The organism is Defluviimonas sp. SAOS-178_SWC (genome assembly GCF_039830135.1).
Taxonomy (GTDB): domain Bacteria; phylum Pseudomonadota; class Alphaproteobacteria; order Rhodobacterales; family Rhodobacteraceae; genus Albidovulum.
This window is the reverse complement of the sequence record NZ_CP156081.1, coordinates 1,814,598-1,828,795: the sequence shown is the minus strand read 5'-3', so window position 1 is coordinate 1,828,795 and position 14,198 is coordinate 1,814,598. Positions and strand designations below refer to the sequence as shown.

Genomic DNA, 14,198 nt, shown 5'->3' with positions numbered 1-14,198 from the left:
CGATCGGCCCCGACCGGCCCGTGCCCGGCCGCCCGATGCTACGCGGCCTTGCACAGGCCGCCGCGTCATGGCTTGAATGCCCGGACTTGGCGACAGGAACGGACAGAAGAGCATGAGCAAGAGCCTGAAACGGGTTGCGGCGGCCCTCGAAGCGGCGGGGCTGGCCAGCGAGATCCTTGAAATGCCGGGCGAGACGCGGACGGCCGAGCAGGCGGCGGCGGCAGCGGGCTGCACGCTCGACCAGATCGCCAAGTCGATCATCTTCCGGGGCGAGGCGACGGGCCATGTGGTCCTTTTCCTCACCGCCGGGGGCAACCGCGTCTCGGCCGCGAAGGCGAGCGCCGTCGCAGGCCAGGAACTCGGCAAGGCCGATGCCGACCTGATCCGCGCCGAGACGGGCTTTGCCATCGGCGGCGTCGCCCCGGTCGGTCACCTGACGCCGATCCGCAGTTACTTCGATCCGCGCCTTCTGGAGTTCCCCACGGTCTGGGGCGCGGCCGGCACGCCACGTCACATCTTCCCGGTCGATCCGCATGCACTTCTGGCGGCCACAGGGGCCGAGGTCGCGGACTTCACCGAATAGCCCCGCCCCCGAGCAATGTAAAAATCTTTCACATACCTCTTGACGAAGCGCCGGGGGCACCCGATCTTTCGTCATGTGAAACGGATTTACATCAACCCCACGGAGGAACCCCGCATGTCCACCATCGCCGCCTGGCCCGGTCGGGCCGAAGCCTGGCTCGACGATCGCGGCAAGGGCGCCTGGATCGCCGCCATGGTGCTCGGCTTCATCTTCTTCTGGCCGCTCGGCCTCTTCCTTCTCGCCTACATGATCTGGAGCAAGCGCATGTTCTCGAAAAACTGCGGCTGGGGCCGCCACGACGCCCATTCCCACATGGCCCGCTGCCATGCCCGGCGGCACGGCTTCCGATCCTCGGGCAACACCGCCTTCGACGCCTACAAGGCCGACACGCTCGACCGGCTGGAGCGCGAGCAGGAGGAGTTCGAGGGCTTCCTGAAGCGGCTGCGCGAAAGCAAGGACAAGGCCGAGTTCGACCAGTACCTCGATGAACGCGCCCGCGCGGCCCGTGAGGCCGACAGCGACGGCGACGCGGGTGACGCGGGCGGCAGCCCCGACCGGCAGGAGCCGGGACGCTACTGACCCCGAGACGCAACCGCGACGACGGCCCGGCCCCCGCCGGGCCGTTGCCCTTTTCCCCAAGGAGACGCGCGGAATTGTCCCGAACTCGGGGCTTGGCGGATGGAAGATCGCTTGCTAACGTCGCCACATCACACGACCGCTCTGAACCGCCACGCTCGGCCTATCATGCGCCACACGCTTCCCATAGCGCCCCAGTTCTATGTGACGGCACCACAGCCCTGCCCCTATCTCGAGGGCCGGTCGGAACGGAAGTTGTTCACCGCGCTTCAGGGCGAGAATGCCGAGAAGCTGAACGACGCGCTGTCGAAGCAGGGGTTCCGGCGATCCCAGAACGTGCTCTACCGTCCGTCCTGCGCCGAATGCACCGCTTGCCTCTCGGCCCGGATCCGGGTCGCGGACTTCACCCCGAGCAAGAGCCAGAGGCGAACGATCCGTCGCAACGCCTATCTCAGGCGCGATGCGACCAGCCCCTGGGCGACCGAGGACCAGTACGGGCTCTTCCGCCGCTATCTCGACAGCCGGCATTCCGACGGCGGCATGGCCGACATGGATATCTTCGAGTTCGCCGCGATGATCGAGGAAACGCCGGTCAAGAGCCGCGTCGTCGAATATTCCGCGCCGCCGAAGGGACCGGGCGGGCTGCGGATCCTCACCGCCGTCTGCCTGACCGACGTCCTCGATGACGGGCTGAGCATGGTCTACAGCTTCTACGAGCCCGACAAGGCCGGCGACAGCCTCGGCACCTATATCATCCTCGACCATGTCGAGATCGCGCGCCGCGCGGGGCTTCCCTATGTGTATCTCGGCTACTGGGTGCCGGGCAGCCGCAAGATGGGCTACAAGGCCGGCTTCGACGCGCTCGAGATCTACAAGAACGGCCGCTGGCAGGATATCGGCGACCCGGCCGACCATACCGGCGAGACGCATCCCCTTTCGGTCGACCCGATCGCCGAGCAGGTGGCGCGCATCGCGCTGCCGGAAACCCGGCCGACGCGGGGCTGAGCAAAGGCGCACCGAAAAAACGAAACGTCCGCGCATTCGAGGTAAATAAATCCATGATAAAGAAGCTGCTTGTTGCGATCGACGGCTCCGCTCATTCAATCAAGGCGGTGGAGTATGCGGCAGAGATCGCGGTCGCCTGCAAGGCCGAACTGATGATCCTGACCGTCCTCAAGCCGCTACAGGTTCCGAAGCTTTCCAAGGAACTGCGCAAATACGCGGAACTCGAAAGCATCGAGGGGCCGGACTACGAGGCGATCCGGCTTCTGTCGAGCGACCTTCTGGACCATGCCGCCAAGATCGCTCGCAAGAAGGGCATCGAGCACGCCGAGACGCGGGTCGAAACCGGCCCCGTCGCCCGGACCATTGTCGATGTGGCAAACCGGAAGAAAGCCGACATCATCGTGATCGGCTCTCGGGGCCTGGGAAACATCGAGGCGACGTTGCGCGGCGGCGTTTCGCACCGTGTCGAGTTGTTGGCGAAATGCCCGGTGCTAACAGTCAAATAGACCGGACCCGCCGCGCAATCCGACATGCCAAGACGGCCCGGACCATCCGCAGGGACAGTCCGGGCGTTTTCGTCAGTTGTGCGGCAGGAGCGCCGGAACGATCGTCACGATGGCCGGGAACATCCACAGGATGATCAGGCTCAGCATCTGGATCAGCACGAAGGGGATGATGCCGCGATAGATCTGCGCGGTCGTCACGCTCGCCGGTGCGACACCACGCAAGTAGAAGAGCGCGAAGCCAAAGGGTGGCGTCAGGAACGAGGTTTGCAGGTTCACCGTGATCATGATCGTCACCCAGGACGGATCGTATGTGCCGCCATAGATCACCGGGCCGACGATCGGCACCACGATGTAGATGATCTCCAGGAAGTCGAGCACGAAGCCGAGGATGAAGAGGACGAGCATGACGATCAGGAACGCCGTCCACTCCTGCTCGAACGAGCGCAGGAACGACTGGATGTAGTGCTCGCCGCCGAAGGAGATCAGAACGAGGTTCAGAAGCTGCGAGCCGATAAGGATGGTGAAGACCATCGACGTGACCTTCGCGGTCTCGCGGACAACGGGGCCGAGAACCGAGGCGCGCAAGAGCACCCAGCAGCTGTAGACGATGCCGAAGAGCGCGAAGAAATACGTCGCGCGGGCGGCGTAGTAGGCGATCAGGTCCGGCATCGCCACGTCGGAGCGGTTGATCCGCAGGTCGAAGTTGATGCCGATCAGGATCATGATGATGATCGCGAAGGAGGCGGCGAGGATGATCACGCCGCTCTTCTTCTCGTCGTGGAGCTTGCGGTAGGCGGCCAGCAGAAGCGCGCCGCCGGCGCCGAGCGCGGCCGCGGGCGTCGGGTTGGTGATACCGCCGAGGATCGAGCCGAGAACGGCGATGATCAGCACCAGCGGCGGGAACACGACGCGGACAAGGTCGTTGTGCGACATGCTCTTTGCCGCCACGCCACACCCGTAAAGCGTGATCGCGAAGGGAACGGAAAGGATCAGGAAAGACGGTCCCGGCCCCATGGTCGGCGGAATCAGCGCGGCATCGGCAATCAGGCCGAGAAGGATGCCCCCCGCCCCCACCATGAGCGGCCGCGGGTCGGCCGAAGGCGACACGCCGCGCGCCATCGCAAGGAGCAGCGCCGCGAGGGTGAAGAGGATGGCGACGCCGGTGCCGACCGGCGCCGCGTTGGCGATCTTCTCGGCATGAGCGGTGGCGAGTTCCTCTTCGGAACGCTTGTAGCTCTGGGCGATGCCGCCTGCCGCGTCGATCTCGGACTGCTGGGCGACGGCCGCGTCCCAGGCTTCCTGGCCGTGCAGTTCGATCATCGACGCCTTGCACTGGTCCGACACCTTGGTGCGCAGGGAGGCGGCCTGCCCCGCATCGGTGTAGCTGTCGACGGTCAGGTCCTGGCTGCCGACAAGGTTGATCTGCGCGGCAAGAAGGATCCCGCCGATGATCGCGACGGGCGCCACGACGAACCAGCGCACCGCGTCCGAGCGGGTGACGATGTCGCCGCCGACCGCCTCGAGCGCGACCGGGGGCGCCTTTTCGGGGTTCACCAGCGCGTAGCCGAAGGCATAAAGCCCGTACATCGCGGCCAGAAGAATCCCCGGCAGAAGGGCCGCCTGAAAGAGCGTGCCGACCGACAGGACCGCCGCCTGTCCAAGATAGGTCAGCGCATCCGAACAGCCGGCCGCGTCGGCGCGGATCTCCTGCCCGGCGGCGTAGAGATCACCGGCGAGCGTGCCGAGAAGCACGATGACGATCGAGGGCGGGATGATCTGGCCGAGCGTGCCGGACGCGGCGATGACGCCGGTCGCAAGCTCGGGCGAGTAGCGGTTGCGCAGCATCGTCGGCAGCGACAGGAGGCCCATCGTCACCACGGTCGCCCCGACGATCCCGGTCGACGCGGCAAGGAACGCCCCCACGACCACGACCGACACGGCAAGACCGCCAGGCAAGGGCCCGAAGACCCGCGCCATCGTCGTCAGAAGCTCGTTCGCGATCTTGGAGCGTTCGAGCGTGATGCCCATCATCACGAACATGAGGACCGCCAACAGCGTCTCGATCGACTGTCCGGCGAAGACCCGTTCGTTCATGCGGTTGACGATGAAGGCGAGGTTGCGGTCCATCGCCACTTCCCAGCCTTGCGGGAACAAAGGTTCCACCGCCCTTGGCAGGTCGGGATAGGTGAACTTCGATATCTCGATGTCGGATATACCTTGGGCGATGAGCGCCTGGTATTCCGCCGTGCTCCGGTCGAGGAATTCGTGGACAAGCAGCCCCGAACTGTCGAGCGCCGCGATGATCGCGAAGGCGATGATCCCCGCCCCGCCCAGCGCGAAGGCGACCGGAAAGCCCGAGAGGATGCCCGAGAACAGGCACAGGAAAACGATGATCAGGCCGATCTCGACGCCGTCAAATCCGAGAAACATGGTCCATCCGTTCCTTAATGTGTGCCTTCGTAGGCTTCTTCACCGGCGCCGAGGTTATCCCTGTCGAGATACTTGCCATCGCTTGCCGGGCCTTCGATCCACTCCAGAAGCGAGCGGTAGAAGAAGGCGATCGCGTGCAGGAAAGTCAGCGCGACAAAGCTGAGGATCAGCAGCTTGAAGAGGAAATAGGCGTCAAATCCGTTGGGCGAGAAGCCGATCGTCTCGATGTTCCAGCGCACGGCCTTGGCCTTGAGAAGGAGCTTGTCGAGCGTGTCCGATGCCGAGGTGTTCGGCACGACCATGACGCGCCAGAAAAACGACCAAGCGAAAAGCCAGGTCAAGGTGGCGACCGGCACCATGAAGACCAGCGAACCGACCATGTCGATGGCCTTTTTCCAGCGGTAGGAGACGTTGGAATAGATGAGGTCGACACGGACGTGGCCGCCTTGCACGAACGTGTAGGTGACGCAGAGCGCCACGACCATCGCATTGTAGAGTTTCAGCTCTTCGGACCACCAGGACAGGTCCTTGGTGAAGCCGATCCCGAAGAAGCCGAATTCGATCTGGGCGACGCGGAAGATGCGCTGCAGGAAGACGATGACGATCTGCTGGATCACCATGATCAGGCCGACCCAGGCGACGATCCGTCCCGTCGTGTTGGCGAACCATTCGAGCCCGCGCACATAGGCCCACATCACGGGCCGGCGCCAAAGTCCGATGGCGGTCAGGATCAGGAAGATGACGAGAAGGACGAAAAAGAACTCCTGCGAGGCGCCGTAATAGATGAACCGCATCAGCGATTCCTTCACTTCCGGCGTCGGCATCGGCTTGTTGATATAGGCAAACCAAGCCAGCCATTCACCCGGATGGGTGATGGCGTAGAAGAAGTTCACGAAGGCCTTCAGGATATTGGCGAAGAACCACCCGATGGCGTCCACCATCACATCCCCCCATGGTTCGTTCGGCGCTTTCCGCGCCGGTTATATCCTCCGGCCACAGGGGCCGGAGGGTTCGCTTTTTCCGATGGGCCGAGCCTTAGCCGAGGACGCGGTCGCGCTGCCTAGTATAGGCGCCGTCCGACAGCTTGATCCACGCGGAGGAGGATTTCATCGACGCGATATAGCTGTCGTAGATCTTCTTGTAGAGCTCGTCGCCCATGTTCTCGTCATGGACTTCCTGCGCAGCCTTGCCGAACGCATCCCAGACCGCATCCGGGAATTCCAGCGTCTTGACGCCCGCGGCCTGCAACCGGCCGAGCGCGGCCGAGTTGTTCGACAGAAATTGCGCGAGGTTCCACTGATGCGCCTCGCCCGAGGCGATCTCGTAGATCTTCTGCTGTGCGGGGGTCAGGCTGTCGTAGACTTCGCGGTTCATGGCGAGCGAGAGGCCCGCGCCCGGCTCGTGGAAGCCGGCGGTGTAGTAGATCTTGGTGATCTCCTGGAAACCGGCCTTCTCGTCGGCCCAGGGGCCGATCCACTCGGTGCCGTCGATCGCACCGGACGAGAGCGCCTGATAGACCTCGCCGCCGGGCAGGTTCTGCACCGAGGCGCCGAGCTTGCCGAGCGCCTTGCCGCCAAGGCCGGGCATGCGGAACTTCAGGCCGTTGAAATCTTCCGGACCCGCGATTTCCTTGCGGAACCAGCCACCGGCCTGCGCGCCGGTATTGCCGCCAAGGTAGGACTTCAGGCCGAAGATCGAGCCGAGTTCGTCGTGCAGCTCCATGCCGCCGCCGTGATAGTACCAGTTGGCGAGCTCCTGCGCGGTCATGCCCATCGGCACGGAGGTGAAGAAGGCGTAGCCTGGGTGCTGGCCGACGAAATAGTAGTCGGCGCCGTGATACATGTCGGCCTGGCCCGAGGTCACCGCGTCGAAGACTTCGAAGGCGCCGACGAGTTCGCCCGCCGCCTTGAGGTCAACCGTGAGCTGTCCGTCGGTCATCGCCGTGATCGTGTCGGCGCAGCGCTGGGCTGCGTCATGAACGCCCGCGAGGCCGCGCGACCACGTGGTCACGAGCGTGAGCGTGCGGTTGCCTTGCGCATAGATCGGCGCAGCCAGCGTGCTCGCGGCGGCTGCGGCCGTGCCGCCGACGGCGGCCTTCGTCAGAAATGAACGACGGTCCATTCGGGTCTTACCTCCCATTGATTGTGTTCTCCCAAGACGCCCGCCCACCTTGCCGGCGGATCATCGCGACTGACGAAACACTAACGGCGCATTTTCGCCTGTGGAATACCGAGTACTACGTAGATTCCCCGTATTCTGCGCCGCCTGCCGTGAAGTCACCCGCGCCGCGTCCTGCGCCTCGCGAATTGACGCACCGGCCCGCACCGCACAATCTTCAGAACGAATCGGGGATGATCCTGGGGGACCGCGACGGCGATGCCGGCCGGATTTGCGAGATTGAGGCGGGTCCTGCGCCTGTCCTACGGCCAGAAGATCTACCTTCTGGCGACGTTGCCGCTTGTCGTCGCGGCCGCCGCCATCGCCCTTCTCGTCGCCAACCAGTCCCGCGCCCTGTCCGAGCGCGAGATCGCCGTGCTGGAGGCGCAACTCATCACGGCAAAGAAAGAGGAACTGCGGAACTACATCAGCCTCGCCCGGACCGCCTATACCGCGATCTACGGCAATGCGCTGCCCGACGATCAGAAGGCCAAGACCGCGGTGGCGCAGATCCTCGCGGCGATGATCTACGGGCAGGACGGCTACTTCTTCGTCTACGACTACGACGGCACCAATATCGTGGCGCCGCGCCAGACCTGGCTCATCAACCGAAACTGGGCGGGGCTCGACGATCCCGAGGGCACGCCGGTCGTCGACGAGCTGATCCGCATCGCCCGGCAGGGTGGCGGCTATCACTCCTATATCTGGCCGAAACCGTCGACCGGCGAACCGGCCAAGATGGTCTCCTACGTGATCGGCCTTCAGGACTGGCGCTGGGCGGTGGGGACCGGCGTCTTTCTCGATGACGTCCTTGGCTCCATCGCCACCGCGCGTGCCGAGACCGAGGCGCGGGTGCGGCGCACCTTCCAGTGGATCGCCGCCATCGCCCTCGGCGCGGTCCTCTTCGTCTTCGCCTCCGGCATGGGGATCACGATCCACGAACGCCGCCTCGCCGATGCGAAGCTGAAGAAGCTCACCCAACGCATCATCGACACGCAGGAGGAGGAGCGCGGACGCGTCGCGCGGGAGCTCCACGATTCCATCTCGCAGATCCTTGTCGGCGTGCGCTACACTCTGGAACTGGCGCGCCGCCGCCTCGGCCTCGGCGACGCGCGCGCGGAAGAAAGCCTGTCGACGGGAATCGAGCGGCTGAACGGGGCGATCGGCGAGGTGCGCCGGATCAGCCGCGACCTGCGCCCCGGCGTGCTCGACGATCTCGGCCTCGGCCCCGCGCTGCAATCGCTCGTCGAGGAGTTCGGCCGGCGCACCGGGATCGCGACCGAGTTCGAAACCGTGGTGTTCCGCAACCGGCTCGACCAGGAGGCGAAGATCGCCCTTTACCGCATCGCGCAGGAAGCGCTGACGAATATCGAGAAGCATTCCGGCGCGACAAGGATCCGGCTCATGGTGCGTGGCCACAAGCAGGGCGCGCTTCTCAGGATCGAGGATAACGGGTGTGGCATCGCAGGGCGCCGCGGCGGCGCGACGCGCGGCGATCAGGCCGACGGCGGGCTAGGCCTGCGCAACATGGCCGAACGGATGGAACAGCTCGACGGCAGCCTCCGCGTTCTCTCTTCGGCTTCGGGCACCGTGATCGAGGCTCAGGTACCACTGACCCACATGCTGCCGCCCGCCGGGAAGGCTCCGAAAACGGGAACCTCCGCATGACCAAGCCGGTCCGCATCCTCATCGTCGACGATCATCCGATGGTCGCCGAAGGCATCCGCGCGATCCTCGAGACCTACGACGATATCGAGGTGGTCGGCACGCTCGGCAACGGCCAGGAGGCCATCGACCGCGCCGGGGAACTCGCCCCCGATGTGATCCTCCTCGACCTCAACATGCCGCAGGTCAACGGGCTTTCGGCGACGGAGATCCTGCTTGAGCGCAATCCCGACACCCGGATCGTGATCCTGTCGATGCATGACAGCCCCGAATACATCTCGACCGCGCTCCGGCACGGCGCGATGGGCTACATCCTGAAGGACGTCCCCATCGAAGAGATCAAGAGCGCCATCGACCGGGTGATGGCGGGCGGGCGTTACCTCTGCACCGGCGCCACGGCGAGCCTCGATCCCGGCACGGCAGACGGGCGCGAGCCGCTGACCCAGCGGGAACAGACGATCCTGCTGGAACTGGCGCAGGGCAAGTCGAATAAGGACGTGGCGGCCGACCTCGACATTTCGGTCCGCACGGTCGAGACGCATCGCAAGAACATCAAGCGCAAGCTCGGCATCGCCACGACTGCCGGGCTCACGCGCTACGCGATCGAGCACGGCGTGTTGCAGGGTACCGGCAAGGGGTTCTGAGGGGCGGAAGGGACCGCCTCGGGGGGCATCGAGCCCCCGCTCGGCGGGGGCCGCGTCACCGCGTCCCGGCGCCCGGACTTCTTCTGTTCCCAAATACTCCCGGGGGTGAATTGCCGCCCCCGGGGGGCCAGAGAGGGCGGGACGCCCCCCCGCCCGGCCACCGGCTCAGCCGCGCTGGGTCAGGAACACGCCGGCCGCCATCAGGGCGAGCCCCGCCGCCCGCATCGGCGTCACCTGCCGGACAATCGCGCCCATCAGCCCGAACTGGTCGATGACCGCCGCCGACAGGAGCTGCCCCAGAAGGACGCAGGTGATTGCATTGCCAAGACCGAACCGGGGCGCGACCCAGGTGATCGAAAGGACATAGAACGCCACCAGAAGGCCGGCGAGGAAGAGGTGCTTCGGCTGGCCGGGCGCCGCGGCGAGGGCGCTGGTGCCGCCGGTCGCGATCATCGTCGCGACGGTGCCGAGAAAGGCCACCGCGAAGAGGATCGTCCCCGCCGCCGCCGGCGACTCGATGCGTCCCCCGAGCTTGGCGTTGAGCGCCGCGAGGATCGGGATGCCGATGCCCGCCATCAGCATGATCGCCGCATAGCGCATGGTATCCGCAGTCATTTCCCGGCCTCTCGTCGTTGTGGGCACTCTTCGTGGCGGCGATCCTGACCGCGGCGCCGGACATTGTCCATCCGGGTTCGGCCGGGGTGTTCCGGGATCGCCACGGCAAGACGGGGCGATCCGACCACACCCGCCCCTGCCCTCACGTTCGGTGCGGAAACTTGCGGCCGGCCCTTGCAATAACCGGCATCGGCCCGATCTAGAGCGGAACCCCAACGGGAGGCGATATTGACCTATCTACTGTTCCTGGCCGGACTCGTCGGCCTTTTTTTTGGTGGCGAGTTCCTGATCCGGGGGGCCGTTGGCGTGGCGCGGCGCCTGCATGTTCCGCCCTTGGTCATCGGCCTCACCATCGTCGGCTTCGGAACCTCGACGCCGGAACTGCTCGTCTCGATTCAGGCGGCGCTGTCCGGCGCGCCCTCGCTGGCGGTCGGCAATGTGATCGGCTCCAATATCGCGAACATTCTCCTGATCCTCGGGATATCGGCCGTGATCGCGGTCGTCCCGATGCGTTTCGGCGCGATGCGGCGCGACTTCGCGGTCATGATCGGCGCCACCCTTCTCCTTTGGGTGATGATCGCGGGCGGGGTCGTATCGCGGGCCGAGGGCGCCATCCTGACGGCAGGGCTGGCCCTCTATCTCTGGCTCTCGCTCAGGGGCACGGCAGGCAGCGCCCCCCCTGCCGATGCGGAGGTCGCGGCACCGCTCTGGAAAAGTGCACTATTCGCCGTCGCGGGGCTGATCATCCTCATGGTCGGCGCCCGGCTTCTCGTCGTCAGCGCGACCGAGATCGCGCGCGCCTTCGGCGTGAGCGAGGCGGTCATCGGCCTGACCATCGTGGCCATCGGCACCTCGCTGCCGGAACTGGCGACCGCGATCATCGCGGCCATGCGCCGTCATCCCGAAATCGCGGTCGGCAACATCCTCGGCTCCAACGTCTTCAACATTCTCGGCATCCTCGGGATCACCGCGCTTGTCACGCCGATCCCGGTGGAGCCGCGCTTTGCCGGGCTCGACATGGCTCTGGCTCTGGCGGCGGCGCTGGCGATGTTGGGTTTTGCCGTCTTCGGCGGGCGCATCGGGCGCATCGGCGGCGGCGTGCTCCTGGCCGGCTATGCCGGCTATATCGGGCTGATGGCGGCCGGATAGGCGGGCCTGTCGCGGTTCGGGAGCAGCGGAATTCCCCGTCAGATTCGGTTTCTTTCGCCAGACCGGCCCTCTTGCGAAAGAAAAATATGCGAAAACGTCACCATGCGACACTTTATTCCGGATTTTGCCGGTTGACGCCCCGACGAACGCTGCATAATGTCCGCCGCACAGCAGCAAAGGGAACCTGGGCAATGGCACCGATCCTCGTACTTGTCGGGACATGGCGCATGGGCCGGTAACGGTTGACCATACTGGTTCCCATGCGCCCCCGAAAAATCGGGGGCTTTTTGTTGCGTAGCGAAGCACGGACGGAGAAAATCGAGATGTCGCGGCAGATGACCGGTGCGAAGATGGTGGTTCAGGCGCTCAAGGATCAGGGCGTCGAGGTGGTCTTCGGGTATCCCGGCGGCGCGGTGCTGCCGATCTATGACGAGATCTTCCAGCAGAACGACATCCGCCACATCCTCGTCCGCCACGAACAGGGCGCGGTGCACATGGCCGAGGGCTATGCCCGCTCGACCGGCAAGCCGGGCGTCGTTCTCGTCACCTCGGGGCCCGGGGCGACCAATGCCGTCACCGGGCTGACGGATGCGTTGATGGATTCGATCCCGCTCGTCGTCCTGACCGGGCAGGTGCCGACCTTCATGATCGGCACGGACGGGTTCCAGGAGGCCGACACGGTCGGCATCACCCGGCCCTGCACCAAGCACAACTGGCTGGTGAAGGACACCGCGAACCTGGCCGAGACGATCCATCAGGCCTTCCATGTCGCGACGCATGGCCGCCCCGGCCCGGTCCTGATCGACATCCCCAAGGACGTTCAGTTCGCGACCGGATCCTATTCGGCCCCGCGCGAGGCGCGCGTCGCGCATTACCAGCCGAAGGTGAAGGGCGATCTGGCGAAGATCACCGAACTCGTCGAACTGATGGAAAAGGCCGAGCGGCCGATCCTCTATACCGGCGGCGGCGTCATCAACTCCGGCCCCGGCGCGAGCCAACTCCTGCGCGAACTCGCGGATGCGACGGGCTTTCCTGTCACCTCGACGCTGATGGGCCTCGGCGCCTATCCGGCGAGCGGAAAGGGCTGGATCGGCATGCTGGGGATGCACGGCCTCTACGAGGCCAACCTCGCCATGCATGGCTGCGACCTGATGATCAATCTCGGCGCCCGGTTCGACGACCGGATCACCGGCCGCATAGCCGATTTCTCGCCGCGCTCGAAGAAGGCGCATGTCGATATCGACCCCTCGTCGATCAACAAGGTGATCCATGTCGACCTGCCCATCGTCGGCGATGTCGGGCATGTGCTCGAAGACCTCCTGAAGGTCTGGAAGTCGCGCGGGCGCAAGGTCAACAAGGACGGCCTTGCCAAGTGGTGGGGGCAGATCGAGCAGTGGAAGCTGAAGCGCTGCCTGACCTACAAGAACTCCGACAAGACCATCAAGCCGCAATACGCGCTCGAACGGCTGGAGGCGCTGACCAAGGGCCGCGACCGTTACGTGACGACCGAGGTCGGCCAGCACCAGATGTGGGCGGCGCAGTTCCTCGGCTTCGAGGCGCCGAACCGCTGGATGACCTCCGGCGGGCTCGGCACGATGGGCTACGGCTTCCCGGCCTCGATCGGGGTGCAGATCGCGCATCCCGACGCGCTGGTCATCAACGTGGCGGGCGAGGCGTCGTGGCTGATGAACATGCAGGAAATGGGCACCGCGACCCAGTTCCGCACCCCGGTCAAGCAGTTCATCCTGAACAACGAACGGCTCGGCATGGTGCGGCAGTGGCAGCAGCTTCTGCATGGCGAACGCTATTCGCATTCCTGGAGCGAGAGCCTGCCCGATTTCGTCAAGCTGGCCGAGGCCTTCGGCTGGAAAGGCATCCAGTGCTCGGACCCAAAGCATCTCGACGAGGCGATCATGGAAATGATCGACTACGACGGCCCGGTTCTCTTCGACTGCCTCGTCGAGAAGCACGAGAACTGCTTCCCGATGATTCCCTCGGGCAAGCCGCATAACGAGATGCTCATGGGCGACGCCTCGACCGAGGGCGCGATCCAGGCGGGCGGCGCGGTGCTGGTGTAGAGGGCGGCCCCCGGGGGCCTTGCCCCCGGCCCCCCAGAGTATTTGGACCAAGAAGAAGCAGAGGGCAGCATGTCCGCACTGAACATCAAGAAGGGGTCGACAAGCCATTCGGCCTATGACCTGCGCGATCCCCATGCCGAGATTGCCGGACGCCACACACTGACGGTGCTGACCGACAACGATCCCGGTGTCCTGGCCCGCGTCGCGGGGCTTTTCACCGGGCGGGGCTACAATATCGAGAGCCTGACCGTCGCCGAGGTCGATCACAAGGGGCACCTGTCGCGCTTCACCATCGTGACGACGGGAACGCCGACGGTGATCGAGCAGATCAAGGCGCAGCTTGGCCGGATCGTGCCGGTGCACGAAGTGCATGACCTCACGGTCGAGGGCGCCTCGGTCGAGCGCGAGCTCGCGCTTTTCAAGGTGGCGGGGACCGGCGAGAAGCGGGTCGAGGCTTTGCGCCTTGCCGATATCTTCCGCGCCAATGTCGTGGATTCGACGCTCGAAAGCTTCGTGTTCGAGATTACCGGGACGCCGGAAAAGATCGACGCCTTCGCCGACCTGATGCGCCCCCTGGGCCTTGCCGACGTGGCCAGGACCGGCGTGGCCGCCCTGCCGCGCGGGATCTGAACTCACGCGGCATTCTCGCGGGGCCCCGGCCCGTGATGGCTGGGGAAGGGGTCACGGTGGCGGGACCCCGCGCCGGCGCAAGGCCGGTGGGCGTGTCGGGTTTGCATCGGACCGGGCGGCGGCCTCGGGTCAGCCGGCCCTTGATCCGTGAACGGACCCG

Annotated in this window: 13 protein-coding genes; 9 read left to right on the top strand and 4 right to left on the bottom strand. The window is 65.4% G+C overall.

Annotated features, from left to right (window positions below):
- Positions 1-112: 112 nt before the first annotated feature.
- The 4 genes from V5734_RS09815 (at position 113) to V5734_RS09800 (ending at position 2,670) form a co-directional block, all read left to right on the top strand.
- Positions 113-583, top strand: a complete 471-nt coding sequence (locus V5734_RS09815) for a YbaK/EbsC family protein (RefSeq protein WP_347313317.1) — start codon at positions 113-115, stop codon at positions 581-583.
- 114 nt (positions 584-697) lie between these two features.
- Positions 698-1,162, top strand: coding sequence for a DUF2852 domain-containing protein (locus tag V5734_RS09810; RefSeq protein WP_347313316.1), 465 nt, complete (start codon positions 698-700; stop codon positions 1,160-1,162).
- 165 nt (positions 1,163-1,327) lie between these two features.
- Positions 1,328-2,164 (top strand): arginyltransferase, encoded by an 837-nt coding sequence (locus V5734_RS09805; protein ID WP_347313315.1) that lies wholly within the window; start codon positions 1,328-1,330, stop codon positions 2,162-2,164.
- A gap of 53 nt (positions 2,165-2,217) precedes the next feature.
- Positions 2,218-2,670, top strand: coding sequence for a universal stress protein (locus V5734_RS09800; RefSeq protein WP_347313314.1), 453 nt, complete (start codon positions 2,218-2,220; stop codon positions 2,668-2,670).
- A 72-nt stretch (positions 2,671-2,742) separates the two neighbouring features.
- Here V5734_RS09800 and V5734_RS09795 read toward each other — a convergent pair whose 3' ends face one another.
- From V5734_RS09795 to V5734_RS09785, 3 genes are all read right to left on the bottom strand, one after another.
- Positions 2,743-5,100 carry a TRAP transporter large permease gene (locus V5734_RS09795; protein ID WP_347313313.1) on the bottom strand — a complete coding sequence of 786 codons (2,358 nt, stop codon included), beginning with the start codon at positions 5,098-5,100 and terminating at the stop codon, positions 2,743-2,745.
- A gap of 14 nt (positions 5,101-5,114) precedes the next feature.
- On the bottom strand, positions 5,115-6,041 hold the full coding sequence (locus V5734_RS09790) for a TRAP transporter small permease subunit (protein ID WP_347313312.1): 927 nt from the start codon (positions 6,039-6,041) through the stop codon (positions 5,115-5,117).
- 94 nt (positions 6,042-6,135) lie between these two features.
- A complete protein-coding gene (locus V5734_RS09785; protein ID WP_347313311.1) occupies positions 6,136-7,221 on the bottom strand; it encodes a TRAP transporter substrate-binding protein in 1,086 nt (361 codons plus the stop codon).
- Positions 7,222-7,476: 255 nt separating this feature from the next.
- Between V5734_RS09785 and V5734_RS09780 the strand changes: the two genes are divergently transcribed.
- On the top strand, positions 7,477-8,925 hold the full coding sequence (locus V5734_RS09780; protein ID WP_347313310.1) for a cache domain-containing protein: 1,449 nt from the start codon (positions 7,477-7,479) through the stop codon (positions 8,923-8,925).
- On the top strand, positions 8,922-9,566 hold the full coding sequence (locus tag V5734_RS09775; protein ID WP_347313309.1) for a response regulator transcription factor: 645 nt from the start codon (positions 8,922-8,924) through the stop codon (positions 9,564-9,566). Before V5734_RS09780 ends, V5734_RS09775 begins: the two co-directional genes overlap by 4 nt.
- Positions 9,567-9,731: 165 nt before the next feature.
- On the opposite strand, the gene V5734_RS09770 is transcribed toward V5734_RS09775, so the two are convergent.
- Positions 9,732-10,181, bottom strand: a complete 450-nt coding sequence (locus V5734_RS09770) for a DMT family transporter (RefSeq protein ID WP_347313308.1) — start codon at positions 10,179-10,181, stop codon at positions 9,732-9,734.
- Between the two features lie 228 nt (positions 10,182-10,409).
- Here V5734_RS09770 and V5734_RS09765 point away from each other — a divergent pair, with 228 nt between their 5' ends.
- The 3 genes from V5734_RS09765 (at position 10,410) to ilvN (ending at position 14,038) form a co-directional block, all read left to right on the top strand.
- Positions 10,410-11,330, top strand: a complete 921-nt coding sequence (locus V5734_RS09765; protein WP_347313307.1) for a calcium/sodium antiporter — start codon at positions 10,410-10,412, stop codon at positions 11,328-11,330.
- Between the two features lie 323 nt (positions 11,331-11,653).
- A complete protein-coding gene (locus V5734_RS09760) occupies positions 11,654-13,408 on the top strand; it encodes an acetolactate synthase 3 large subunit (protein ID WP_347313306.1) in 1,755 nt (584 codons plus the stop codon).
- 69 nt (positions 13,409-13,477) lie between these two features.
- On the top strand, positions 13,478-14,038 hold the full coding sequence (gene ilvN, locus V5734_RS09755) for an acetolactate synthase small subunit (RefSeq protein WP_347313305.1): 561 nt from the start codon (positions 13,478-13,480) through the stop codon (positions 14,036-14,038).
- The last annotated feature ends 160 nt before the right edge of the window (positions 14,039-14,198 follow it).